Origin of the sequence: Pseudonocardia sp. ICBG1293, from assembly GCF_020131355.1 — a bacterium.
Taxonomy (GTDB): domain Bacteria; phylum Actinomycetota; class Actinomycetes; order Mycobacteriales; family Pseudonocardiaceae; genus Pseudonocardia.
Window position 1 is genome coordinate 16820 of the sequence record NZ_JAHLEL010000014.1, and the last position, 25290, is coordinate 42109.

The 25290-nt window shown below is 73.4% G+C and carries 24 protein-coding genes; 12 read left to right on the forward strand and 12 right to left on the reverse strand.

Annotated features, from left to right (window positions below):
* Positions 1-23: 23 nt before the first annotated feature.
* The 3 genes from KPF47_RS08430 to KPF47_RS08440 all read right to left on the reverse strand — a co-directional run bounded on the left by KPF47_RS08430 (position 24) and on the right by KPF47_RS08440 (position 2362).
* Entirely contained in the window at positions 24-506 is a 483-nt protein-coding gene (locus KPF47_RS08430; protein ID WP_224387953.1) for a DUF4188 domain-containing protein, read from the reverse strand.
* 55 nt (positions 507-561) lie between these two features.
* Positions 562-1746: a CaiB/BaiF CoA-transferase family protein gene (locus KPF47_RS08435; protein WP_224387954.1), complete on the reverse strand. Its 1185-nt coding sequence runs from the start codon at positions 1744-1746 to the stop codon at positions 562-564.
* A 229-nt stretch (positions 1747-1975) separates the two neighbouring features.
* The gene (locus tag KPF47_RS08440) at positions 1976-2362 is read right to left on the reverse strand and encodes a YchJ family protein (RefSeq protein WP_224387955.1); all 387 of its coding nucleotides are present in this window, start codon (positions 2360-2362) and stop codon (positions 1976-1978) included.
* Between the two features lie 100 nt (positions 2363-2462).
* Here KPF47_RS08440 and cobT point away from each other — a divergent pair, with 100 nt between their 5' ends.
* From cobT to KPF47_RS08465, 4 genes are all read left to right on the forward strand, one after another.
* On the forward strand, positions 2463-4181 hold the full coding sequence (gene cobT, locus KPF47_RS39955) for a nicotinate-nucleotide--dimethylbenzimidazole phosphoribosyltransferase (RefSeq protein WP_308015360.1): 1719 nt from the start codon (positions 2463-2465) through the stop codon (positions 4179-4181).
* Complete coding sequence (cbiE, locus tag KPF47_RS08455; RefSeq protein WP_224387956.1) at positions 4174-5385, forward strand: precorrin-6y C5,15-methyltransferase (decarboxylating) subunit CbiE; 1212 nt, start codon at positions 4174-4176, stop codon at positions 5383-5385. The genes cobT and cbiE overlap by 8 nt, the downstream gene beginning before the upstream one ends.
* Positions 5386-5395: 10 nt before the next feature.
* Positions 5396-6139, forward strand: coding sequence for a precorrin-4 C(11)-methyltransferase (gene cobM / locus KPF47_RS08460; protein WP_224387957.1), 744 nt, complete (start codon positions 5396-5398; stop codon positions 6137-6139).
* Between the two features lie 125 nt (positions 6140-6264).
* A complete protein-coding gene (locus KPF47_RS08465; protein WP_224387958.1) occupies positions 6265-6957 on the forward strand; it encodes a cutinase family protein in 693 nt (230 codons plus the stop codon).
* Between the two features lie 51 nt (positions 6958-7008).
* Here KPF47_RS08465 and KPF47_RS08470 read toward each other — a convergent pair whose 3' ends face one another.
* Genes KPF47_RS08470 through KPF47_RS08495 form a run of 6 tightly spaced genes read right to left on the reverse strand, consistent with a single transcriptional unit; the run spans position 7009 to position 13749 of the window.
* On the reverse strand, positions 7009-8277 hold the full coding sequence (locus tag KPF47_RS08470) for a hypothetical protein (RefSeq protein WP_224387959.1): 1269 nt from the start codon (positions 8275-8277) through the stop codon (positions 7009-7011).
* Positions 8274-9392, reverse strand: coding sequence for an N-acetylglucosamine-6-phosphate deacetylase (locus tag KPF47_RS08475; protein ID WP_224387960.1), 1119 nt, complete (start codon positions 9390-9392; stop codon positions 8274-8276). Before KPF47_RS08475 ends, KPF47_RS08470 begins: the two co-directional genes overlap by 4 nt.
* Positions 9389-10168, reverse strand: coding sequence for a sugar isomerase domain-containing protein (locus KPF47_RS08480; RefSeq protein ID WP_224387961.1), 780 nt, complete (start codon positions 10166-10168; stop codon positions 9389-9391). Before KPF47_RS08480 ends, KPF47_RS08475 begins: the two co-directional genes overlap by 4 nt.
* Positions 10165-10947: a 6-phosphogluconolactonase gene (locus KPF47_RS08485; RefSeq protein ID WP_224387962.1), complete on the reverse strand. Its 783-nt coding sequence runs from the start codon at positions 10945-10947 to the stop codon at positions 10165-10167. Before KPF47_RS08485 ends, KPF47_RS08480 begins: the two co-directional genes overlap by 4 nt.
* Positions 10944-12203: an AGE family epimerase/isomerase gene (locus tag KPF47_RS08490; protein ID WP_224387963.1), complete on the reverse strand. Its 1260-nt coding sequence runs from the start codon at positions 12201-12203 to the stop codon at positions 10944-10946. Before KPF47_RS08490 ends, KPF47_RS08485 begins: the two co-directional genes overlap by 4 nt.
* Positions 12196-13749, reverse strand: coding sequence for a sodium:solute symporter family protein (locus KPF47_RS08495; protein ID WP_224387964.1), 1554 nt, complete (start codon positions 13747-13749; stop codon positions 12196-12198). Before KPF47_RS08495 ends, KPF47_RS08490 begins: the two co-directional genes overlap by 8 nt.
* 113 nt (positions 13750-13862) lie before the next feature.
* Between KPF47_RS08495 and KPF47_RS08500 the strand changes: the two genes are divergently transcribed.
* The 7 genes from KPF47_RS08500 to KPF47_RS08530 all read left to right on the forward strand — a co-directional run bounded on the left by KPF47_RS08500 (position 13863) and on the right by KPF47_RS08530 (position 20332).
* Positions 13863-14864, forward strand: a complete 1002-nt coding sequence (locus KPF47_RS08500; RefSeq protein ID WP_224387965.1) for a LacI family DNA-binding transcriptional regulator — start codon at positions 13863-13865, stop codon at positions 14862-14864.
* Between the two features lie 54 nt (positions 14865-14918).
* Positions 14919-16142, forward strand: coding sequence for an IS701 family transposase (locus KPF47_RS08505; protein ID WP_374108783.1), 1224 nt, complete (start codon positions 14919-14921; stop codon positions 16140-16142).
* A gap of 176 nt (positions 16143-16318) precedes the next feature.
* Positions 16319-16771, forward strand: a complete 453-nt coding sequence (locus KPF47_RS08510; protein WP_224387966.1) for an IS5 family transposase — start codon at positions 16319-16321, stop codon at positions 16769-16771.
* A 260-nt stretch (positions 16772-17031) separates the two neighbouring features.
* Positions 17032-17874: an IS5 family transposase gene (locus KPF47_RS08515; protein WP_224386276.1), complete on the forward strand. Its 843-nt coding sequence runs from the start codon at positions 17032-17034 to the stop codon at positions 17872-17874.
* 254 nt (positions 17875-18128) lie between these two features.
* Complete coding sequence (locus KPF47_RS08520) at positions 18129-18986, forward strand: IS5 family transposase (RefSeq protein WP_224387967.1); 858 nt, start codon at positions 18129-18131, stop codon at positions 18984-18986.
* Between the two features lie 136 nt (positions 18987-19122).
* Complete coding sequence (locus KPF47_RS08525) at positions 19123-19965, forward strand: IS5 family transposase (RefSeq protein WP_224386276.1); 843 nt, start codon at positions 19123-19125, stop codon at positions 19963-19965.
* Positions 19966-19975: 10 nt separating this feature from the next.
* Positions 19976-20332, forward strand: coding sequence for a transposase (locus tag KPF47_RS08530; RefSeq protein ID WP_374108821.1), 357 nt, complete (start codon positions 19976-19978; stop codon positions 20330-20332).
* Between the two features lie 78 nt (positions 20333-20410).
* Here KPF47_RS08530 and zwf read toward each other — a convergent pair whose 3' ends face one another.
* Both zwf and galK read right to left on the reverse strand, forming a co-directional pair.
* Positions 20411-21982, reverse strand: coding sequence for a glucose-6-phosphate dehydrogenase (gene zwf / locus KPF47_RS08535; protein WP_224387968.1), 1572 nt, complete (start codon positions 21980-21982; stop codon positions 20411-20413).
* A 62-nt stretch (positions 21983-22044) separates the two neighbouring features.
* The gene (gene galK, locus KPF47_RS08540) at positions 22045-23181 is read right to left on the reverse strand and encodes a galactokinase (protein ID WP_224387969.1); all 1137 of its coding nucleotides are present in this window, start codon (positions 23179-23181) and stop codon (positions 22045-22047) included.
* Between the two features lie 166 nt (positions 23182-23347).
* On the opposite strand from galK, the gene KPF47_RS08545 reads away from it, so the two are divergent.
* Positions 23348-24085: a GNAT family N-acetyltransferase gene (locus tag KPF47_RS08545; protein ID WP_224387970.1), complete on the forward strand. Its 738-nt coding sequence runs from the start codon at positions 23348-23350 to the stop codon at positions 24083-24085.
* Positions 24086-24090: 5 nt separating this feature from the next.
* Here the strand turns inward: KPF47_RS08545 and KPF47_RS08550 are convergent, their stop codons facing one another.
* Entirely contained in the window at positions 24091-25269 is a 1179-nt protein-coding gene (locus KPF47_RS08550) for an ROK family transcriptional regulator (protein WP_224387971.1), read from the reverse strand.
* Between the last annotated feature and the right edge of the window lie 21 nt (positions 25270-25290).

Below are 25290 nucleotides of genomic sequence, written 5' to 3' on the forward strand. Positions count from 1 at the left end.
GTTGCGGGCCGCAACAGGAGGGGTCAGCCGGCGTGCCGGGAGGCGTCCAGCCTGCGGCGTCCGCCGTCGGTCGCGGCGTCGACCTCCCGGCCCCCCAGCGCCTTCGCCAGCCCCGATGCCGGCATGTCCCCGTAGACGGTCTCGAACTCGCCGGCGACGAAGGTCTCGTGCCAGATGCCGACGGCCCCGGGGTGGCGGCGGGCCCGCCGGTTGAACGCGGCCCAGGCCGGCCGGTGCGTCGCCGTGGTGTCGCTCGCGTAGGCGTAGAGGGACTCGCGGTCGCGCCAGTACTGGACGAGCAGCGGGCCGCCGGGGCCGATCGCCGAGCGGGTCCTGAGCAGCCCGTGGGCGGGCTCGCGTTCCAGCTCGCGCAGCATCCCGGCCATCGCGGCCACGACCGGCAGCCAGGCCCGGACCTTCCAGGGCCGGTTGAAGCGCATCCCGATCAGGAAGACGACGACCTGGCCGTCGGTCGGCTCGTTGGTCGTGCGGGTGTAGGGCGCCATCGGTCCACTCCCTCGTGCGGCGGGTTGTGGATACCGACACTATCCGATGATGACGTCATCCGTCGCGGTCGAGCCAGGCCCGGACCTCGGCGGAGTCGGCGCCCAGCGGCGGGGGCGACCGGCGGTAGGACGGCGGGGTGAGCGACCAGTCGACCGGGTTGCGCACGGTCGGGGTCGCGGCGGCGTCGTCGGCCCGGACGACCGGGTCGAGGCCGAGCTCCTCGGCCAGGGCGACGCCGCCGTCGACGGAGTTGATCGGCCCGCAGGGCACGCCCGCCGCGGTGATCGCGTCGTACCACTCCTGGGCGGTGCGGGTGGCGAGGCGGGCGCGCAGCCGCTGCTCGATCTCCTCCCGACGGCCGATCCGGTCGGACATGGTCGCGAACCTCGGGTCCTCCGCCATGGCCGGATCGCCGAGGACGGTCGCCAGCCTGCGGAACTGCCCGTCGTTCCCGGCGATGACGATGAGGTCGCCGTCCGCGGTGGGCATCGGCTGGTAGGGGAAGACACTGGGGTGGGCGTTGCCCATCCGGGTGCCGACCGCGCCCGCGGCCACATAGGCCTCGGTCTGGTTGACCAGTGTGGACATCGCGACCGACAGCAGGTTCGTCTCGAGCAGCTGGCCCTGCCCGGTCCGCTCGCGGTGCCGCAGTGCCGCGGCGACCGCGAGTGCGGCGTGCAGGCCGGTGAGGACGTCGAACACGGCGACCCCCGCGCGGTACGGCGGACCGTCGGGCTCACCGGTCAGGCTCATCAGCCCGGAGACCGCCTGGACCAGCAGGTCGTACCCGGCCAGGTGGGCGCCGCCGCGGGCGCCGAAGCCGGTGATCGAGCAGTACACGACCCGGGGGTTGTCGGCCGCGACGGTCGCGTGGTCCAGCCCGAACCGCGCCGCGCCGCCCGGCCGGAAGTTCTCGACGACGACGTCCGCCCGCCGCGCCAGCTCCCGGGCCGCCGCGAGGTCGTCCGGGTCGGCCAGGTCGAGCACCACCGACCGCTTGTTCCGGTTGATCGACAGGTAGTACGTGGAGACCTCGCCGTGCTCGGGGTCGTCGACCACCGGGGGCTTCCAGGTGCGGGTGTCGTCACCACCCGGTGCCTCGACCTTGACCACCGTCGCGCCGAGGTCGGCCAGCATCATCGTGGCGTAGGGCCCGGCGAGGACGCGGGAGAAGTCGGCGACCAACACCCCGTCCAGCGGTCCGCCGGTGGGGTCGTCGCCGAACGGGGAGTGATCCACGTCCACCGACGCTAGCCCTGCTCCGGGGCCGGCGACAGCGCGACACGACCCGTCACCTGTCACCCGAGCGAGAGCTGGATCTCCCCGTCGCGCACGGCGGCGTCGATGAAGGTCACCTCACCGCGGTGGCCCACCTCGACGGTGTAGAAGTCCGAGGCGGGCACGTCGTCCACGGTGAAGGTGCACACGCAGCCGTACCCGCTGCCGATCGCGCCGACTCAGGCGGCACCTACCCGAGGTGGCCGTCGACGTAGAACCACCGTCCCTCCTCCCGGACGAACCGGCTGTGTTCGACCAGCACCCCGTCCGTCCGGTGAGCCCGGAACCCGACGGTCCCGGTGGTCTCGAACATCGACCCACCCGAGCGTGTCACGATCTCCAGCCCGGTCCACACCGAGCCCGGCTCCAGCCGCAGCCGGGGCGGCCGCGTCGACGGGTGCCAGGACGCCAGCAGGTGGGCGCGGTCCTCGCGGACGAAGGCGGTGTAGCGGCTGCGCATGAGGGCCTCCGCCGTCGGCGCGGGCCGCCCGTCGAGCACGGGGCCGCAGCAGGTCTGTTCGGGACGGCCGGTGCCGCAGGGACAGAGCACGGTCGACGAGGATGCCGCACCGCGCATGTGAGGTCCCCGACCGCCCCGCCCGGACAGTTGACCACCTCGACGGACGTGTGGTCGTCTCATCCGTCGCCGTGCCGTGTACCGCAGGAGGAATGCCGACGTGACGGACTTCTACGACGTCCTGCACTCCCGCCGCGACGTCCGCACCGGCTTCCGGCCCGACCCGGTCGACGACGAGGTCCTCACCCGCGTCCTGCAGGCCGCGCACGCCGCCCCGAGCGTCGGGTTCTCCCAGCCCTGGGACTTCGTCCTGGTCCGCGACGCGGGCGTCCGCGAGCGCGTGCACGCCCTCGTCTCCGCCCAGCGTGACCGTTACGCCGCGTCGCTGCCCGCCGTCCGCGCCGAGGCGCTGCGCGCGATCCGGGTGGAGGCGATCCGCGAGACCCCGCTGAACGTCGTCGTGACCGCCGACGCCACCCGCGGCGGCCGGCACACCCTCGGCCGCCACGAACGCCCCGAGATGGGCCCGTACTCCGCCGCGCTCGCGGTGCAGAACCTGTGGCTGGCCGCCCGCGCCGAGGGCCTCGGGGTCGGCTGGGTGTCGTTCTTCGGCGACGACGGCCTGACCGAGCTCGGCGCGCTGCTCGAGCTGCCCGCGCACGTCGAGGTCGTCGCCTACCTGTGCGTCGGCCACGTCGACGCCTTCCCCGACCGCCCGGAGCTGGAGCAGCACGGCTGGGCCCGGCGCCGGCCGCTGGACTGGGCGGTGCACCAGGACACCTGGGGGGCGCGGGGGCTGCCCGGCGCCGCCCCGGCGGCCCTGCTGGAGTCCACCGTGGATGCCGTCGCCCCGGTCGACGCGGCGGCCCGCTCGGCGGCCCGCGACCGGCTCGACCGGATGACCAAGCCGCGCGGCGCGCTCGGCCGGGTCGAGGACGTCGCCGTCGTGCTGGCCGGGATCGCCGGGGCCGAGGTGCCGCCGGTGCCGTCCCCGGCCGCCGTGGCGGTCTTCGCGGGCGACCACGGCGTGCACGCCCAGGGTGTCACCCCTTGGCCGCAGGAGGTCACCGCGCAGATGGTCGCGAACTTCACCGCGGGCGGGGCCGTGGTGAACGCCTTCGCCCGCCAGCTCGGCGCCGAGGTGCTCGTCGTCGACGTCGGGGTGGCCGCCGAGCTCGACCCGGTGCCCGGCCTGCTGCCGCGCAAGGTCGCCCGCGGCACCGCCGACATGACCGCCGGCCCGGCGCTGACCCGCGAGCAGGCCCGGGCCGCGCTCGAGCACGGCATCGAGGTCGCCCGCGACCTGGTGGCCGCCGGGAACCGCTGCCTGCTCACCGGAGACATGGGCATCGCCAACACCACCGCCGCCGCCGCGCTGGTGTGCGCGTTCACCGGGGCCGACCCGGCCGTCGCGACCGGACGCGGCACCGGCGTCGACGACGAGACCCTGGCCCGCAAGACCGGCGTCGTGCGCCGTGCCCTGGAGCTGCACCGACCGGACCCGGCCGACCCGCTCGGGGTGCTCGCCGCCGTCGGCGGGCTAGAACATGCGGGGCTGGCCGGGTTCGTCCTGGGCGCCGCCGCGCTGCGCACCCCCGTGGTGCTCGACGGCGTCATCGCCGGGGCCGCGGCGCTGGTCGCAGCCGCGTTCGCCCCGGCCGTGGCCGGCTACTGCCTGGCCGGGCACCGCTCGGCCGAGCCGGGCGGCGCGCTCGCCCTGGACCATCTCGGCCTCCCGGCGTTGCTGGAGCTCGACATGCGCCTGGGCGAGGGCACCGGGGCACTGCTCGCGCTGCCGGTCCTGCAGGGCGCGGCCCGGGCGATGGCCGACGTCGCCACCTTCGACGCCGCCGGGGTCACGGACAAGACCGGTGGGTGACCCGCTCACCGTCGTCGGGGTCGGCGCCGACGGCTGGGCCGGGCTGCCGGAGACCCACCGCGACGCGCTGCGCGACGCCGAGGTGCTGCTCGGCGGGCCCCGCCAGCTCGACCTGCTGCCCGCCGACGTGGCGGGGGAGCGGCGGGCGTGGCCGTCGCCGCTGGTCCCGGCGCTGCCGGGGATCCTCGACTCGCTCGCCGACCGCCGCGTCGCCGTGCTCGCCTCCGGCGACCCGATGTTCTTCGGGATCGGCGCCACCCTCGCCCGGGTCGCCGGGCCGGACCGGCTGCGGGTGCTGACCCACCCGTCGTCGGTGGCGCTGACCTGCGCCCGGCTGGGCTGGGGCTCGGAGCACGTGGCGGTACTGAGCGTCGTCGGCCGCCCGCTCGACGCGCTGCGCCGCGCGCTGGCCCCGGGCGCCCGGCTGGTCGTGCTCTCGGCCGGGGCCGGGTCACCCACCGAGATCGCCGCGCTGCTCGCCGGCGCCGGCTGGGGCGGCTCGCGGATGACGGTGCTGGAGCGGCTCGGCGCGCCCGACGAGCGCCGGGTGTCCGCCACCGCCGCGACCTGGCGGGGCGACGCGGACGCGCTGAACGTCGTCGCGCTCGAGTGCGTCCCCGACGCCGGGCTGGTCCCGCCGGGGGAGACGCCCGGCCTGCCCGACGACACCTACGACCACGACGGCCAGCTGACCAAGCGCGAGGTCCGCGCCGTCACCCTCGCCCACCTCGCGCCGCGCGCCGGGGAGCTGCTGTGGGACGTCGGAGCCGGGTCCGGGTCGATCGGGATCGAGTGGATGCGGGCGCACCCGCGGTGCCGCGCGATCGCCGTCGAGACCCGGCCCGAGCGCGCCGACCGGGTCGCCGCCAACGCCGCGGCGCTCGGTGTCCCCGGCCTGCGGGTGGTGACCGGATCCGCGCCGGACGTGCTGGCCGGGCTGGAACGTCCCGACGTCGTGTTCGTCGGGGGCGGACTGACCCGCGACGGTGTGCTCGACGCCTGCCTGGCGGCACTGCGTCCGGGCGGGCGCCTGGTCGCGAACGCGGTGACGACGGCGACCGAGGCGGCGCTGGCCGCCGCGCACGCCGACCACGGCGGGGACCTGGTGCGGGTGCAGGTCGCCCGCGCCGTCCCGGTCGGTGGCTTCCACGGATGGCGTCCCGCCATGCCCGTGACCCTGTGGAGCTGGAGGAACGCGCTGTGAGGGCTGAACCGTGACGGTGCACTTCATCGGGGCCGGACCCGGTGCGGTCGACCTGCTGACCCTGCGCGCCCGCGACCTCATCGCGGGCGCGCCGGTCTGCCTCTACGCGGGCAGCCTGGTGCCGCCGGAGATGCTGGAGATCTGCCCGCCCGGCGCCCGCACCGTCGACACCGCGCTGATGACCCTCGACGAGATCACGGGCGAGATGGTGCGCGCGCACCGGCACGGGCTCGACGTCGCCCGCCTCGCCTCGGGGGACCCGTCGGTGTTCTCGGCGATGGCCGAGCAGATGCGCCGCCTGGAGGCCGAGGGCGTGCCCTACGACGTGTGCCCCGGCGTCCCCGCCTACGCGGCGGCGGCCGCGGCGCTGGGCCGCGAGCTCACCGTCCCCACGGTCGCCCAGACCGTCACCCTCACCCGGATCGCGGCGCGGGCGACCCCGATGCCGGAGAACGAGGGACTGGACAGGCTGGGCGCCGCCGGCGGCACCGTGGTGCTGCACCTGGCCGTGCACCGGATCGCCGAGGTCGTCGACGCGCTCGCCCCGTCCTACGGCGGCGACTGTCCGGCCGCGGTGGTGGCGCACGCCTCCCGCGCCCACGAGATCGTGCTGCGCGGGACCCTGGAGCAGATGCCCAAGGCGGTCGACGAGGCCGGGATCCAGCGTACGGCCGTGATCATCGTGGGGGAGGCGCTCGCGGCCCGGCACTTCCCGGACTCCCACCTGTACAGCGCGGACCGCTGCCGGAGCTGACGCGGCAGGAGCCGTTCGTCGTCCGTTCGCCGCGGGGAAGTGCCCCCCGGGCGCGCGAAGATCATCGGTGCACGGCGCACGTGGCCCACTGGATGCACCCGATCGGATGATCGGGGCGTCGGTCGGTGGGAGGAACCAGTCGTGCACATCAGAAGTGTCGTCACCGGGATCGCGGCCGCGGTCGGCATCGCGCTGGCGGGCGTCGTCGCCGCCCCACGGCGGGTGCCGCTCCCGCCCCGCCGACCGGGTGCCCGCAGATCGAGACGATCGGGGTCCGCGGCAGCACCGAGGCCCAGGGCGGCGGCAGCATCGCGGGCCCGCAGGCCTCGTCGATCCAGTCGCGGTCCGCACAGACCGTCCGGACCCACGACCTGGTCTACCCGGCGTCGCTGGGCAACTACACGAGCAGCGTGCGCCAGGGGGTCTCCGCGCTGCGCAGCAGGCTGGCGGCGACCTCCGCGCAGTGCCCGTCCACCCGGTTCGTGCTGATCGGCTACTCGCAGGGCGCCCAGGTCATCGGGGACACCCTGGCCGGCGGCGGCGTGCCCGGCGCCGACCGCATCCCGGCGGTGCTGCTCTTCGGCGACCCGACGTTCAACGGCCGCGAGAGCTACAACACCGGCAGCTATTCCGCGGCCCGCAACGGCGTGTTCGCGCGCTCGCGCGGCGCGCTGTCGGCCTACGCCTCGTCGATCCGCTCCTACTGCAACGCCACCGACAACTTCTGTCAGCGCGGGGCGAGCGGCGCGGGCCACTACCGCTACGCGAGCGACCGGACCGCCGCCACCACGTTCGCCGTGCAGCGGATCGGCGGCTGAGTCCGGCCCGGTGCCCCGACCGACACGGGGACGTCCGCGGCCGGTGTCGACTCAGGAGCCGATGCCGGCCGCAGCCCGTACCGCCGCGTCGGCGACCCGCTCGGCCGATCCCGGGGCGAACCGGCCCGGCATTCCGTAGTAGCGGTGCGCGTCGAGGACCTCGTACCCCCCGAGGGGGTACTCGTCGACGGTCGGGAGGTAGCCCGGCACCCCGTTCGAGTACCCGATCACGACCACGGGGCGTTCGGCGGTGGCGGCGAGCCGGGCCCGGACCGTGGCGGCGGTGGCCGCGAACGGCTCCCCGGGCAGCGCGACGAGGGTCACCGGGCCCCAGCTCAGCACGGTGACGTCACCGGCCCAGGTCCGCGGCGCGTCGACGGGCACCGCGCGTGCCCAGTCGGCCCAGCACCGGTACAGCGCATCGGCGGCGGGGTCGGCGCCGGCCCGCGCCGCCGACCAGCGTGCGGCCGCTCTGCGTCGCTCCGCGGGTCCGTCGACCTCGAGATCGAGGAGAACCGGCACCGAACGGCCCCCGACCGAGCCGGGCGACGACCCGTGGGCGGGCACGGCTCGCAGCGCGGCGTCGGCCACCCGGGCGCCGGCCCGCGCGGAGGCGGCGAAGGTGCGGTCCGCGGACGTCGCGGTGCGGAAGGAGTCGGCCGCCCCGTGGCCGGTGTTCACGTCCCCCGCACAGCCGGTCGCGTGGAGCACGGTCGTGGCGAGCGTGCGTTCGAGCCGGCCGCGGACCACGGCCGGGTAGTCGGCGGTGAGCAGGGTGTTGTGCGGTCCGAGCACCACAGGGTGGCAGGCATGGGACACCAGCACGGCGAGGGTCGTCCCGTCGTCCCGGACGAACCGGACGACGGGCAGGTCCCGGTCGACCGGGCCGTCGGGCCGCCTGCGGTTGCGGGCGACGCCGGGGTCGGTCCCGACCCCGGCGAGGACCAGCACGTCCTCGCGCCGCCCGGCGGCGGCCCGCACCGCGTCGACGCAGGCCTGCTCGACCGTCGCGAGCCAGCGTGGATCCGGGTCACCACCCAGCCGCCCGGGCATGCTCGCCGGCCCGCCGTGGGTGTGCGTAGCGTGCACGACCACGTGCGGCGCGAGGTCGGCGCACCGGTCGCGCACCCGGCGGCACAGGGTCTCGTGCAGGCCGACGACGTCCACGGTCACCAGGGCGGTGTCCCCGACGCACAGCGCGCGCACGCTCAGCACGTCGTGCACGCCGGACGCCGGCGCGGTGCGGACGGCGAATCCGGACAGGGGCGTGCCCGGTCCGGGGGTGATGTCGAGGACGGCGACCCCGGCCCGCACGGTCATCGCACCGGCTCCCCGTCCGCGATCACCTCGACGACCGTCGTGTGCTCCGGGTCGTCCGCGATCCGGAGCAGGTCGGCCGGGGTGCCCGGAACGAGCAGGCCGCGGCCGCCGGCGAACCGGCCGGGCGACGCCGTCGCTAGCCGGAGGGCGTCGGCCAGGGTCAGACCGGCGTCGCGGCGCGCCGTCGCCACGCACTCGGCGAGGCAGCGCGCCGCCCCGGCGAGGTACGGGGTGCCGAGCTCGGCCAGACGCCCCTCGGCGGACAGCTCGACCCGGCCACCCACCGGGGTCGTGTACTCACCCGGCGGGAGCCCGGCGAGCGCGACCGAGTCGGAGACCAGGAACGAGCGCTCCGGCCCCTTGGCCCGCAGCATGGCGCGCAGCGTGTCGGGCGGCAGGTGGTGACCGTCGGCGATGAACCCGGCGCTGAGCCGGTCGTCGGCGAGCTGGGCCCACAGGTGGTTGGGGTGGCGGGGGAGCAGGGCGTGCGCGCCGTTGCCCAGGTGGGTCGACAGGCTCGCACCGGCGTCCGCCGCGGCGTGGATCTGCTCGGGGGAGGCGCCGGTGTGCCCGATCGCGACCAGCACCCCGCGCGCGGTCGCGTCGGCGACGAACGCGGACGTACCGGGGTGGTGCGGCGAGAGCGTGACCATCCCGACCAGCCCGTCGCAGGCGGTCTGCCAGCGCTCCAGCTCGGCGGTGTCGGGCGGGCGCACCTGGTCGGCCGGGTGCACGCCGCGCGGCCCGTCCTCGACCGCGATGAACGGGCCCTCCACGTGCACGTAGGGGATCGCGCGGGCGACCGCCCGCAGCGCGCGGGTGATGGCCGCCTCGGACGCGGTGATCACCGTCGGCACGACCGTGGTCGTGCCGACCGCGGCCAGCGCGCGGACCAGCGCGCGGACCTCACCGGGCTCCACGGACTCACCGTTGACGTCGTACCCGGCGTAGCCGTTGACCTGCAGGTCCACCAGGCCGGGGGCGAGCAGGACCGGGTCGGTGCCCGGCGCGGGTGTCCACGGACGCACCGCGGACACCCGTCCGTCCTCGACGGTGATCTCGATGGTCCGACCGGTCAGGGCGTCCCGTCCGCGCACCGTACGTGCGGTGCTCACAGGGACCGGACCCGGGACCGGAACCGGTGCAGGAACGCCGCGTTGGCCTCGTCACCACCGGGTGCGTTGCCGCTGCGCCACACCGGCGCCTCCACACCGCGCCCGGCCAGCTCGGCGACGGTGCGGAGCACGAGTGCGTTCAGCAGGAAGGCGTTGGCGAACGTCGAGATCGCCGCCACCGGTTCCGCCGCCCCGGGGACCTGCACGACCGCGTCCCCGACCGGGACCTTGGAATCGACGGCGACGTCGACGAGGTCGTGCAGGTTCGCCCCCGACGGGTGCCGCGCGGGGTGGTCCGCGGCGGTGTTCTCGGCGTGCTCGCGTGAGCTCACCCCGATCAGCCGCCCGCCGCGCTCCCGGGCGGTGAGCGCGGCGTCGATCAGGGCGGCGTTGATCCCGTAGGCGTTGACCAGGATCAGCAGGTCATCCGGCCCGAGGTCGCGGTCGGCGATGACGACACGGCCGTACCCGGGGGTCCGTTCCATCGCCATCGACCGCAGCGCCCCCTGGGACAGCAGGGTGCCCCCGTCCAGGATCGCCGAGACGTGCATCAGCCCGCCGGCGCGGAAGAAGATCTCCTGGGCGGCCAGGTTGGAGTGCCCGCCCGGGCCGAACACGTGCACCAACCGGTCCGCCGCCACCTGGTCGGCGAGCATCCCCGCGGCGTGACCGAGCGCGTCGGACTCCTCGTCGTGCAGCCTCTGCAGATGGGTCCGGATGTGCTCCAGGTACCCGGCGACGGCGGCGGCGCCGGGGGAGGTGTCCGCGCCGCTCACCGCGACACCGCCCCGGCCGGGGCGACCACGTCCCGCGGCGCCGATCCGGCGTCGAGGAACAGGGTGCAGTCCGCGTGCGTCCGCAGCGCGGACGCCGGCACCTGCGAGGTGAGCGGGCCGTGCAGCGCTCGCGTGACGGCCTGCCGCTTGGCGGCCCCCGGGACCACGCAGAAGAGCCGGTCGGCGGCCAGCAGCCGCGGCACGGTGAGGGTGATCGCGTGGGTCGGGACGTCGTCGACGGTGCCGAACAGGCCGTCGGCGACCTGCTGGGAGCGCGAAACCCCGTCGAGCTCGACGACCGCCACGTCGCGCGGGTCGTCGAGCCGGGCGGCGGGTGGGTCGTTGAACGCGAGATGGCCGTTCTCCCCGATACCGAGGCACACGAGGTCGACCGGGGCCCGTCCGAGCAGCTCCGCGTACGCGCGGCCGTCCGGGTCGGCGTCGGGATCCATCAGGTGCACCGCGCCCAGCGGTACGCGGTCGAAGAAGACCGTCGAGAGCCAGCGACCGAACCGCTGCGGGGCCCCGTCGGGCAGGCCGAGGTACTCGTCCATGTGGAAGGCCGAGACCCGGCTCCAGTCGACATCGGGCGCCTGGGCGAGCGCACCGAGCATGTCCTGCTGGCTGGGCGCGGCGGCGAACACCATCCGTACCTCCGGCTGCCGGGCCAGCCGCGCCCGCAGCTCGTCGGCGACCGCGGCCGCGGCCGCGGCCCCCATCCGTGTGCGGTTGTCGAACACCCGTACTCGCGGGCCCTCGGGGACGTGCTGGTCGGTCACTGCGTGTTCCTCTCGACGGTCGTCGGTCCGGCCGTGTCCCGCTCCGCGAGCAGGAGCAGGGCGCGGGCCACGTGGAAGGGGTCCTTCACCGGTAACGCCACGGTCCGGTCCAGCGGGCTGCCGTCCCGGGTCCTGACCTGGGTCCACTCCCGCCCGGGGCCCTCGGGGAAGGTGGCGTAGGTGTAGTCCCCGATGCGCTCCGCCCAGGCGGCGAGGTCGGTGTCGCCGGTCTCGCCGGCGAGCAGGGTGGTCGTGTAGAGCGCCTCGGCGTGCGGCCACCACAGCTTGGTGTCCCAGGTGTCCGCGACCAGCTCCTCGTACGGATGCCCGGTCCGGGTCCCCCGGGGCGGGCCGCCGGCCCGGTCGGTGTAGCGCAGCAGGCCGCCGTGCTCGTCGTCCCAGCCCGTGCGGCACGCCCACAGCGCGATCGGGACGAGCGCCTCCGGCCGGTCGAGCCCGGTACCGCCGATCAGGTCCGCCGCGTGGTGGGCGAACCACAACGCCTCGAGTGCGTGGCCCGGAGCGCGGTGCCTGCCGACCATCGACTGCTGCCGTGCCGGGCCGGGCCCCGGCATCTCCGCGACGTCGTGGTCCGCGCCGACGTGGCTCGCCAGGTCGGTGGCGGCGGCTCGGACGACCCGGGCGGAGGCGGCCGAGCCCGTCGCGCGGTGCACCTGCTCGCCCACGCCGAGCAGGATCATCGGGAAGGCGACCGCACGGTGCCCCTCGGGCACCGGGTACGGGTCGGCGGGTACGTCGCCCCCGGCGACGGTGGCGGCCGCCCGTTCCAGCAGGCGCTCGGCGATCGCGCCCCAGCCGTCGTCCGGGCGCGGCGGGGCGAGCCCGGCCATGCCGAGCGCGGCGAACAGGTCGGCGAACACGCTCGTCGCCAGGCCGGCCCCGGGCCGGGGCTCACGGGGCGTCCCGGCACGGTCGGTCACGAACGCGACCCGACCGTCGCAGAGCAGGGCGTGGTCGCGCACGAAGCGGGCTGCGGACTCGCTCTGCTGCAGGAACGGCGCCGGGTCGAGGTCCAGCACGCCCCGCTGCGCCGCGGCCGCGACCCGGGCCGTGAGCCAGGCCCACCGTCCCTGCGACCAGGTGTACTTGTCGGTCGACACCAGGGCGGTGCCGCGGTTGTCCCAGCAGGTCAGGACCCCGCCGTGGTCGTGATCGGGGCCGTGGGCCATCCACCAGGGGAGGACGTCGTCGACCAGGTGGCGGCGGTGCCGGTCGGTGGCACCGGGCTCAGGCATGCGTCCCGTCCTGCTCGCCGCGGACGGCCCGGGCGCGGTCCGGCGTGGCGTCGTCGGCGTCCTCGCCGAGCGAGGCGACCAGGGCCCTCGCCGCCGGGTCGTTCCACGGTCGGAGGAGACCGACGAGGACGAAGGTGATCAGCGCACAGACCACCGGCCCCCCGACCGAGACGGCCGTGACCTGGTCCGGGGCCAGGGTGGAGATCGCGTCGTCGAGCACGAAGTTCGTGAGCGCGAAGACCGCCACACCGACCGACCACGACGAGATGGCCGCCGACGGCCCGCAGCGGTCGAACCACGGGAGCATCCCGAGCAGCATCGGGATCGCGATCGGCCCGACCAGCCCGCCGAACCAGACGATGACCAGGCCGATGACGCCGCCGAAGCTGTCCGCACCGAGCCCGATGGCCATGCTGACGACGATGAACAGGAACACCGAGACGCGTCCGACGGTCAGCTCGCCGCGCGGGGTCAGCCTGCTCCCGGCCCGGCGCAGCGCCGGGAGGATGTCCCGGGTGACGACCGCGGAGATCGCGTTCGCGTCCGACCCGGTCATCGACATGGTGTGCGAGAACAGCCCGGCCAGGACGAGGCCGACCAGCCCGGCGGGCAGGAGCTGTGTAGTGAGCAGCGCGTAGGACTGTTCGGGGTCCTGCAGGCCGGGGAGCAGCAACGGGGCGGCCCACATCGGGAAGAACATCACCAGCGGCCACACCAGGTAGAGCCCGGCCGAGAGCAGCGCGGCGCGGCGGGCGGTGCTGCCGGTGGGGGAGGCGATGAAGCGCTGGGCGAGGTTCCAGGTCCCCCCGTTGTAGGACAGCGTGTTGATCAACAGGTACACCATGACGAACAGGCCGGTGTACTCGTTGTTGAACAGACTCGCGTTGCCCTCGGGCAGGTCCTCCCACATCGTCCAGACGCTCGGGAGCCCGTCCAGGGCGCCGAGCACGGCGACGAACAGGACGATCCCCGCGACCAGCTGGATCAGGAACTGGCCGAGGTCGGTGAGCGCGTCGGCCCAGATGCCGCCGACCGTGCAGTAGACGAGCGTGACGCCGCCGGTGAGCAGGATCCCCCACAGCATCGGCACGCCCGCGAAGACGTTGAGCAGGATCCCCATCGCGGTCCACTTCGCGCCGACGTCGAAGACCTTCAGCAGCGTGCCGCTCCAGGCGAGGAGCTGCTGGGTCCGCAGGTCGTAGCGGATCCTGAGGTACTCCAGTGGGGAGATGATGCCGAGCCGTCGGCGCAGCCGCGGCCAGCGCGGCGCGAACAGGAACGACCCGATCACCATCGCGACGGTGATGCCGAGCGCCCACCACACGTAGAGCACGAAGCCCGCGTCGTAGGCGATGGCGGCGTACCCGACGAAGACCGCGGAGCTGTAGCCGGACATGTGGTGCGAGATCCCGGACAGCCACCAGGGCATCCGTCCGCCCGCGGTGAAGAAGTCGCCCGAGTCGTGGACCCGGTTCTTCGCCCACACCCCCACGACGATCATCAGGACGAAGTACCCACCGATCATGACCCAGTCGAGGACCGCCACGTGTTCTCCCGTCGCTGGTGCACGCCGGCCGGAACGCGGCGTGCAACCGGTTGCACGAATTCGACGGCCGACGTTCGCATGCAACCGGTTGCACGTCAAGCTACGATGCGGACATGGCACCTTCCCGCGGCGGCTTCGAGCGGGCGACGATCCGCCGGGTCGCGGCCGTCGCCGGCGTCTCCCCGTCCACCGTCTCGCGGACCTTCTCCCACCCCCATCTCCTGCGGCCGAGCACGGTCGAGCGGGTCAGCTCGGTGGCGGCCGAGCTGGGCTATGTTCCCGACGGTTCGGCGCAGGCGCTCACGACCGGTCGCCGTGGCGTGATCGGGCTGGTCGTGCCGGACATCGCGAACGCGTTCTTCCCGCCGCTGATCCGGGCCGCCCAGACCGCCGCGGAGCGGGCCGGTCTGAGCACGATCATCGGCGACGGGAACGAGGACGGCACGAAGGAGGCGGCGATGGTCAGCCGGCTCCGCGGCCAGACCGACGGGGTCATCCTCGCCTCGTCCCGCGCGCCGGAGGCGGTCCTCCGCTCGCTGCACGAGGTCACGCGGCTGGTCCTGGTGAACCGGGACCTGGCGGGCGTCCCCCGGGTGCTGATCGACTCCGCGCCGGGGATGCGGGCCTGCGTCGGGCTGCTGGCCGGACTCGGCCACACCCGCATCGCCTACGTCAACGGGCCCGCGACCTCCTGGTCGAACGGTGAGCGGCTCGCCGCGATCGAGGACGCGTGCCGCGAGCACGACATCGTCCTGACGACGCTGCAGGCACGCCTGCCCGACCACCGCGGCGGGCGGGCGGCGGCCGCCGAGGTGCTGGAGCTGGGCGTGACCGCCGCCATCGCCTTCGACGACGTGCTGGGGCAGGGGCTGCTCGCCGGGCTGGCCGAGCGCGGGGTCCGCGTCCCCGAGCAGTTCTCGCTCACCGCCTGCGACGACACCGTGAGCGCGACGACCTACCCACCGATGACCACGGTCGGCTGTCCCGTCCGCGAGGCGGGTGAGGCCGCGGTCGAGCTGCTGGTCGAGGCGCTGGGTGGCGTCGACGAGGAGCGGGTCCGGCGGCTCCCCGCCGACATGGTGGTCCGGGGGACCACGGGCCCCGTGCCCGCCTAGTACTCCAGCCGCAGTTTGTGATGTTGATGTGCGCTAAGCTTCGATCTTGTGCAGGTGGAGGAGGATCTCGAGGCGTGGGCCGGTGGCCTGGATGGGCTGTTCGGGCTGGTGGCGGGCCGGTTCTTCCGGACGGAACCGCGGCGTCGGGCGCGGGCGTATGTGCGGGGGTTGTTGGCGCCGTTGGCGGGGAAGAACGGGTGGACGCTGGCCGAGGTCGCCGGTGACACGACTCCGGATGGGATGCAGCGGCTGCTCAACTCCGCGACCTGGGATGTCGACGGTGTCCGTGATGACCTGCGGGATTACGTCGTCGAGCACCTCGGCGAGTCCGGTGGGGTGCTGATCGTCGATGAGACCGGGTTCCTGAAGAAGGGGACGAAGTCGGCGGGGGTGCAGCGCCAGTACTCGGGCACTGCCGGGCGGGTGGAGAACTGCCAGCTCGGAGTCTTCTGTGCCTATGCCACGAGCAAGGGCCGGACGTTGATCGACCGCGAGCTCTACCTGCCCAAGTCCTGGACCGGTGATCGGGAACGCTGCCGAGCCGCGGCGGTGCCTGAGGAGATCGAGTTCGCCACCAAGGCCACGCTGGCCAAGGAAATGCTCGGCCGTGCCCTCGATGCCGGGGTTCCCGCAGGATGGGTGACCGCGGACGAGGCATACGGGCAGGACTACAAGTTCCGCACCTGGTGCGAGCAGCGCCGGATCGGCTACGTCGTCGCGGTTCCGCGCAGCCAGTCCGTCCCGTTGTCCCTGGACGCCGACATCTGTCAGATCAGCGGCTCACGACGGGCCGACGACCTGGTCGCCCGCGCTCCCGGACGGGCGTGGAAGCGCCGCTCAGCCGGTCCGGGTGTGAAGGGAGAACGCTTCTACGACTGGGCCGTGGCCTCGCTGTATCCGCCCGAGAACGCCCCGGCCGGATGGGGCCGATGGCTACTGGTCCGACGTCAGATCCTCACCGACACACAGCTCTCCGCCGGCGAGGAGCCCGATCTGGCCTACTACCTGTGCGCCGGCCCGCCCGGCACCACCGACGACGATCTCATCCGCGTCGCCGGCACGCGGTGGGCGATCGAGGAGTGCTTCCAGACCGCGAAGAACGAGGTCGGGCTCGACCACTATCAAGTGCGGCGTTACGACGCCTGGTACCGCCACGTCACCCTGGCTATTCTCGCCCACGCCTACCTCTCGGTCACCGCGGCGATCGCCCCAAAAGACCTGATCACGGGCTCATCCCGCTCACCCTCGCCGAGATCCGACGTCTCCTGGCACCTCTGATCCACATTCCCACCCAGGCGCCGTGCTGGGCCTGGTCGACCTGGCGACGTCGCCACCAACACCGAGCCCGCGAAAGCCACTATCGACGACGAAGACAGCTCAGCTAACGAAGTGCGGCTGGAGTACTAGGGCGCGTCTCCTAACCCGGCTGGTCGGGCCTGCGCGATGATCAGTAGGTGTCGCGCCGTGCCGTCCTGACCGATGCCCAGTGGGACCGACTCGAGCCGTTACTGCCCTCGTCGGACGGGATGCCAGGGCGCCCGTTCGCCGATCACCGCAGAGTGATCGAGGGGATCATCTACCGGTTCCGCTGCGGGCTGGCCTGGCGTGATGTCCCGGTCGAGTTCGGGCTGTGGCAGACCCTATGGAAACGCCACCGCCGCTACTGCGGTGACGGCACCTGGGACCAGGTTCTCGCAGCTCTGCTCGCCGATGCCGACTCCGCCGGTCTCGTGGACTGGGCCGTGTCGGTCGACTCGACGATCATCCGCGCTCACCAACACGCCGCGACCCTGCAGCGGGACACAGGGGGCCGGATCGAACTACAAGAATCTGCTGATCGAGCCGCCCGATCACGCGTTGGGCCGCTCCCGCGGAGGGCTCGGCACGAAGATCCACCAGCTCGTTGACGGACACGGCCGCCCGCTGGTCGTACTGGTCGGCCCTGGCCAGGCCGGTGACGCCCCGATGTTCGCGCACCTGATGTCACATCTGAGCGTCGGACGGGTCGGTCCGGGCCGACCGCGGACCCGGCCCGAGCGGGTCCGCGCAGATAAGAGGTCGCGCGGATTGGTCACAGCTTGGCCGCGGTCGAGTGTCTGGGGGCGAGGGCGGGTACGGGCCTGCCGATCATGAAGTTATCTACGCTTCGTGATCGTCTGGAGGCCGCGTGCCCACCCTGCCATCATGGCTGACCGAGCCGTTGTGGGACCAGTTCACCGCGCTGCTGCCTCATCGAGACGAGTTCGATCCCACCCATCCGCTGGGCTGCCATCGCCGCCGGATCGCGGATCGGATCGTGTTCGACAAGCTCCTGCAGGTACTGCGGTTCGGCTGCTCGTATGAGGGCATCGCTGACAGCACCTGCTCGGCGACCACCATCCGCGATCGTCGTGACGAGTGGATCAGGCTCGGGGTCTTCGCCCAGCTGCGTCGGATCGTCCTGGACGCCTACGACCGCATCGTCGGTCTGCTGCTGCACGACATCGCCGTCGATGGCGCCATCACCAAGGCCCCCGGCGGCGGCGAGGTCGCCGGTCCGTCGCCGGTGGACCGGCGCAAACAGGGTATGAAACGTTCGGTGCTCGTCGAGGGATACGGCATCCCGCTGGGCCGAGTCCTGGCCGGAGCCAACCGGCACGACTCCCCGCTACTGGGCCCCACCCTCGACCGCCTCGATGCTCTCGGCCCGCTGCCCGACGACATCACCGTGCACCTCGACGCCGGCTATGACTCCGGCAAGACCCGCGACACGCTGGCCGAACGAGGCCTGCACGGCGAGATCGCGCACAAGGGTGAGAAAGCGCCGATCCAGGCCACCCGCCGCTGGCACGTCGAGCGGACCAACGCTTGGCACAACAGCTTCAACCGGCTGCAGCGCTGCTACGAACGACGAGAAATCGTCGTCGACGCGTTCTTCGACCTCGCCGACACGATCGTCACACTCCGTAGCTTGATTCGGCAGGCCTGGACCACACACCGCTGGAACGCCCGACCTGCACGACGTCCATGATCACCAACCAATCCGCGCGACCTCTAAGAGGTCGTTTCAGAACGACTTGTCGAGTTTCCATTGACCCCTCGACGACAGATCAAACGGCAGGTCAGATAGCCGCTTGTCGTCTACAACAGACACGTCGACCTCGTTCTGAAATGACCTCTAAGAGCGTCCGGCAGTAGAGGTGGCCGTGTGTCGGTGTTGGTAGAGACACGGACCTGCAAGTGATCATGGGATTGCTGATGTCCTGATGGTCGCCTGGAGGGTCCGTGCCTCTATTGCCAGAATCGCTGATCGACCCCCTCTGGGTCGAGTTCGCTGCCCTGATCGAGGCAGAGCGGCGCCCGGAGTTCGACCCGGCCCATCCGTGGGGATGTCACCGCCGCCGGATCCCCGACCGCCTGGTGTTCGAGCACGTGCTCGCGGCGTTGGTGCACGGCAGCGGCTACGAACGCATCGCCACCCCCGGCTGCTCGGACCGCACGATCCGCCGCCGTCTCGCCCAGTGGGCCGCCGCCGGCGTCGGGGAGCAGGTCCTTCGGGCCGCGCTGGCCGGCTATGACCAGATGATCGGTCTCGACCTCGACGATCTGTCTGCCGACGGAGCGATCACCAAGGCTCCCTGCGGTGGCGAGGTCGCCGGCTGTAACCCGGTCGACCGGGGCAAACAGGGCACCAAACGCTCCGTGGTCTGCGACGGTGCGGGGATCCCGCTGCACCTGATCAGCGCCCGCGCCAATGACCACGACTCGCCGTTGCTGAAACCGACCCTGATCGGGATCTACGACATGATCGGGCCGCTGCCCGAGCGACCGTGCCTGCACCTGGACCGGGGCTATGACTCAGGCAAGACCCGCGATCTGCTCGAACGACTCGGGTTCGACGCACAGATCGCCACCAAGGGCCGGCCCGCCCCGATCCAGGTCGGTAAGCGGTGGCCGGTCGAGCGCACCCATTCCTGGATGAACGGCTACGGCAAGCTGCGCCGGTTCACCGATCGCCGGAAGATCATCGTCGAGTTCTACCTCAACCTCGCCGCCGCGCTCACCGTGATCCGCCGGCTGATCAACCGTGCCCGCAGCCGCTACCGCTGGACAACCCGACCCACGACCCGTCGACTCCGATAACCATCAATCGCCGGACGCTCTAAGAGGTCGCGCGGATTGGTCACAGCTTGGCCGCGGTCGAGTGTCTGGGGGCGAGGGCGGGTACGGGCCTGCCGATCATGAAGTTATCTACGCTTCGTGATCGTCTGGAGGCCGCGTGCCCACCCTGCCATCATGGCTGACCGAGCCGTTGTGGGACCAGTTCACCGCGCTGCTGCCTCATCGAGACGAGTTCGATCCCACCCATCCGCTGGGCTGCCATCGCCGCCGGATCGCGGATCGGATCGTGTTCGACAAGCTCCTGCAGGTACTGCGGTTCGGCTGCTCGTATGAGGGCATCGCTGACAGCACCTGCTCGGCGACCACCATCCGCGATCGTCGTGACGAGTGGATCAGGCTCGGGGTCTTCGCCCAGCTGCGTCGGATCGTCCTGGACGCCTACGACCGCATCGTCGGTCTGCTGCTGCACGACATCGCCGTCGATGGCGCCATCACCAAGGCCCCCGGCGGCGGCGAGGTCGCCGGTCCGTCGCCGGTGGACCGGCGCAAACAGGGTATGAAACGTTCGGTGCTCGTCGAGGGATACGGCATCCCGCTGGGCCGAGTCCTGGCCGGAGCCAACCGGCACGACTCCCCGCTACTGGGCCCCACCCTCGACCGCCTCGATGCTCTCGGCCCGCTGCCCGACGACATCACCGTGCACCTCGACGCCGGCTATGACTCCGGCAAGACCCGCGACACGCTGGCCGAACGAGGCCTGCACGGCGAGATCGCGCACAAGGGTGAGAAAGCGCCGATCCAGGCCACCCGCCGCTGGCACGTCGAGCGGACCAACGCTTGGCACAACAGCTTCAACCGGCTGCAGCGCTGCTACGAACGACGAGAAATCGTCGTCGACGCGTTCTTCGACCTCGCCGACACGATCGTCACACTCCGTAGCTTGATTCGGCAGGCCTGGACCACACACCGCTGGAACGCCCGACCTGCACGACGTCCATGATCACCAACCAATCCGCGCGACCTCTAAGGCCTACTCCTCACGCGCCATCCGCGCCCACCTGCGCGGACGACGGATCGTCGCGGTCATCCCGGAGCCGGCTGACCAGCAGGGACACCGGAAACGACGCGGCACACGCGGCGGTCGACCACCGGCGTTCGACCGGGTCGACTACCGCGGCCGCAACGTCGTCGAACGCGGGTTCTGCGAGGTCAAGCAGTGGCGCGGCCTCGCGACCCGCTACGACAAACTCGCCCTGACCTACCGCGGCGGAGTTGCACTGAAGGCCATCGTCACCTGGTTGCGCACTTTAGAGGTCATTTCAGAACGAGGTCGACGTGTCTGTTGTAGACGACAAGCGGCTATCTGACCTGCCGTTTGATCTGTCGTCGAGGGGTCAATGGAAACTCGACAAGTCGTTCTGAAACGACCTCTTAGGAGACACGCCCTAGTAGTCCTCGTGCCAGGCCCGGCCGTCGCGCTCGATGAGCGCGGTGGCCGAGGCCGGGCCGTGGCTTCCCGCGGTGTAGGGGCGCGGCCGCTGGTCGGTGGCCTCCCAGGTCCGCAGGATCGGCTCGGCCCACCGCCACGCGGCCTCGATCTCGTCGCGGCGCATGAACAGGGTCGGGTTGCCCCGCAGCACGTCCATCAGCAGCCGCTCGTAGGCGTCGGGCAGCCGGTCGCCGAAGGTGCGGGCGAAGCTCAGGTCCAGCGGTGCCGGGATCGGGCGGATCCCGCCGGGGCCGGGCTGCTTGGCCGTCATGTGCAGGCGGACGCCCTCGTCGGGCTGCAGCCGCAGGACGAGCCGGTTGGCCGGGATCTCCTCGCCGAACGCGGGGAAGATCGAGTGCGGGACCGGTTTGAACTGCACCACGATCTCCGACGCGTGGGTCGCGAGCCGCTTGCCGGTGCGCAGGTAGAACGGCACCCCGGCCCAGCGCCAGTTCGCGACCTCGGCACGCAGGGCCACGAAGGTCTCGGTGGAGGAGCGCTCCCGCTCGCGCGGTGTCCCGGCCCGCGACTCGGCCAGCTCGGTGGCGTAGCCGGGCACCGCGGTGCCGTCGACCAGGCCCTCGGCGTACTGCCCGCGCACCGTGTCGCGCACGACGTCGGGCCCGTCGAGCGGCCGCAGCGACTGCAGGACCTTCAGCTTCTCGTCGCGCACCCCCTCGCCGTCGATCTTGGCGGGCGGCTCCATGGCGACCAGGCAGAGCAGCTGCAGCAGGTGGTTCTGCACCATGTCGCGCAGCGCGCCGGAGCCGTCGTAGTAGTCGGCCCGGTTCCCGACGCCGATCGACTCGGCGACGGTGATCTGGACGTGGTCGATCTGGCCCGCGTTCCACAGCGGCTCGAACAGGGAGTTGCCGAAGCGCAGGACCAGCAGGTTCTGCACGGTCTCCTTACCGAGGTAGTGGTCGATCCGGTAGATCTGCTCCTCGGCGAAGACCGAGCCGACCTCGTCGTTGATCGCCTGCGCCGAGGCCAGGTCGGTCCCGAGCGGTTTCTCCAGCACCACCCGGGTGCGGTCGTCCACGATGCCGGCGGCCGCGCTGCCGACACAGATCCGGCCGAACAGCTGCGGGGCGGAGGCGAGGTAGAGGACGCGGGTGCGGCCCGGCGCGGGCGGACCGATGAGGTCCGCGAGCCGGGACCAGTCGTCGTCGGCGACGTCGAGGGTCACGTGGTGCAGCCGGTCCAGGAAGCGCCGGTGCTGCGCGTCGTCGGCGCAGGCGTCGGGACCGGCCCAGCGCGGCGCGGTGCGTCGCAGCTCGGAGTCCACCTTGTCGCGGTAGCCGGGGTCGTCGAGCCCGGAGCGGGACACGGCGACGATGCGGGTGTCGGCGGCGAGCTGGCCGTCGCGGTCGCGGAGGTAGAGCGCGGGCAGCAGCTTGCGCATCGCGAGGTCGCCGGTGCCGCCGAACACGACGACGTCGGCGGGGTCCATGACGGGAAGGGGGTGCGGCACGAGCCGGTCTCCTCGGTAGGCGAACGGGCGCGGGTCGAGCGGTGCCAGGCCCACGAACGGGCACTTCCGTACTGTACCGATTCCGTTCGGCTCGCGAAAGGCGGAAGGGGGTGCGGTCAGGCCAGCCGGCCCGCCCCGTCCGACGGGGTCCCGGGGAACACCACCGGATCGGCCCAGCCGCGCTGGGCGTAGGCCTCGCGGACCGACGCCGTGACCGCGGCCGCCGCGTCGGCCTCGACCAGCGCGATCACGCACCCGCCGAAGCCGCCACCGGTCATCCGTGCGCCGGTCGCGCCGCCGTCCCTGGCCGCCTCGACGGCCACGTCGACGTGCGGCACGGTGATCTCGAAGTCCTCGCGCATCGAGGTGTGCGAGGCGTCGAGCAGCGGCCCGATGGCCCGCGGGTCGGCACCGCCGGAGAGCAGCCGCACGGTCTCGAGGACCCGGGCGTTCTCGGTCACGACGTGCCGGGCCCGCCGCCGGATCCGCGGGTCGGTGATCCGGGACAGGTCCTCGGTGTCGGCGTCGCGCAGGGCCGGGACGCCCAGGGCGGCGGCCGCGGCCTCGCAGTCCGCGCGCCGGGCGCCGTACTCGCCCGAGGCGTGCGCGTGCGGTGCCCGGGTGTCGACGACCAGCAGCTCCAGGCCGTGTGCCGGCAGGTCGAAGGGCACCAGCGCGACGGTGTCGTCACGGGTGTCGAGGAACACCAGCCGCCCGGCGCGGCCGTGCATCGAGGCCATCTGGTCCATCCCGCCGGTCGGGGCGCCCACGAACTCGTTCTCCGCGCGCCGGGCGATCCGGGCGAGCGTGGTCGGGTCCACGTCGGCCCCGGCGAGGCCGGCGAGCGCGACACCGACCGCGCACTCCACCGCCGCCGACGAGGACAGCCCCGCCCCGACCGGCACGTCGGAGTCCAGCTCCAGCTCGACCTCGCCCAGCGGGTAGCCGGCCTCCCGGAAGGCCCAGCAGGTCCCGGCGACGTAGGCGGCCCAGCCGGGCACCGCACCCGGGACGACGCCGGCCGCGGAGAACTCGACCACCTCGCCGGGCTCCTGCACCGACCGGACCCGGCTGCGCCCCCCGGACGCCGGCGCCGCGGCGACGACGGCCCGGTGCGGTAGCGCGAAGGGCAGCACGAACCCGTCGTTGTAGTCGGTGTGCTCGCCGATCAGGTTGACCCGCCCGGGGGCGAACCAGACCCCGGTCGGGGCCGCCCCGTGACGGGTGGCGAAGGCGTCGGCGACGGTGGACATGGCAGCTCCGGTCGTACTGGTGCGTGGTCGGTGGAGGTCGGTGGAGATCGGTGGAGATCGGTGGCGGTGGCGGTGGCGGTTCGGCCGGGGGCGGGTGGCCGGGGGCGCGGGCACGGTAGCCGACCCCGGGGACGGTGGTCGGGGGCGCCGGGGCACGATGGCGGCCGTGCCCGACGCCCCCGACCCCCTCGACACCGCCCTGGCCGACCCGGTGACCTCCGCCCTGCGCGGCCGGCTGCGCGGCTTCGGCGCGGTCCGCGGGGCCGCCGTGCGCTTCGACCCGCAGGTCTCGCCGTTCGGGGCACTCCCGCTCGACCGGGACGGACGCGGCAGCGCCGGCGACTGGGCCGACCTCGCGGCGCTGTGCGTGCCGGGTGGTGAGGTGGTCGTGGTGCGCGCCGGCGACGGGCCGCCCCGGATCCCGGCGGGCTGGGACCTGCTGCGCGCGTTCCCCGGGGTGCAGATGGACGGCTCCGCGGTGGCGGGTGCGACCGCCGACGACGTCGTCGAGCTGGGCCCGGCGGACCGCGCGGAGATGGCCGAGCTCACCGCGCGTACCCGGCCGGGGCCGTGGCTGGCGCGCACCGCCGAGCTGGGCCGCTACCTCGGGGTCCGGCACGAGGGCAGGCTGGTCGCGATGGCGGGGGAGCGCATGCGTCTCGGCGGCCCCGGTGCCGCGGGGGCGACCGAGATCAGCGCGGTCTGCACCGACCCGCTGTTCCGGGGCCGGGGCCTGGCCCGTCGGCTGGTCGACGCCGTCGCCGCCGGGATCGTGGCCCGCGGCGAGCGCCCAATCCTGCACGCGGCCGCCGACAACCACGGCGCCGTCCGGCTCTACCGGGCGATGGGGTTCACCGTGTCGCGCGCGATGCGGTTCGACCTGCTCCGCGTCCCGCACGGCTGAACGGCTCAGGCCGACAGGGCGGCGTCGACGGAGCCGGGGGAGAGCACCTCGTCGAGCACCAGGATCGCGCAGCCCATCACACCGGAACGGCCGCTGAGCAGACCCGGCTCGATGCGCAGGTTCTGCGTGGCCGCGGCCATCGAGCGCCGGTAGATCGCCTCCCGCACACCCGCGACGAGCGGGTCGAACGCCCCGACCAGGTCCCCGCCGATCGCGACCAGCGCGGGGTTGACCAGGTTCACGGCGGCGGCGAGCACCTCGCCGAGCCGGCGCCCGGCGATGCGCACGAGCCGGACCGCGTCCGGGTCACCCTGCTTGACCAGCGCGACGACGTCGGCGATCCCGGTGACCGGCTGCCCGCAGTCGGCGAGGTCGCGGACCAGGGCCCGGCCCGAGGCGAGCACCTCCAGGCAGTCGATGTTGCCGCAGCCGCAGCCGATGCCCGGACCGTCGTGGACCGGGGTGTGCCCGATCTCGCCCGCCGCGCCCCAGGCGCCGCGCTGGAGCACCCCGCCGCAGACGAGCCCGGCGCCGACCCCGGACCCGATCTTGACCATCAACAGGTCGTCGACGTCGGGATGCGCGTCGTGCTCGGCCAGGGCCATGACGTTCACGTCGTTGTCGACCAGCACCGGGGCCGGGAAGCGTGCGGTCAGCAGCGGCGGCAGCGCGATCCGCTCCCATCCGGGCAGCGCGGGGACTCCCACCGACCAGCCCCGGGCGCCGTCGACGGTGCCCGGGATGGACAACCCGATGCCGCGGATCGTCGCGTCGTCCACCCCCGCGGTGAGCAGCAGCTTCTCCAGCCGGATCACCGCCTCCGACATCAGGTGCTCCGGCCCGGCGGAGGCGGGGATGTCGACGACCTCCTCCGCGAGCACGGCGCCGGACAGGTCGCACACGGCGGCCTTGGACCGGCTGACCCCGACCGACAGCGCCAGGACGGTGCCGCCCGCGGCGTTGAACTCCAGGCGCGCGGCGGGTCGCCCGCCGGTCGCGGCGGCGCCGACCACCTCGGTGACCAGGCCGTCGGCGAGCAGCCGGTCGACGCGGGCGGCGACCGCGGTCCGGGACAGGCCGGTCTCGCGACCGATCTCGGTCCGGGTTCCGGCCACGCCGTCCCGGACCAGCCGGAAGATCTCGCCCGCCGTGGCGGGCGCGCTGGTCGGGGTGCGTCCTCGCATTCATCCAGTGAACCACAGGGC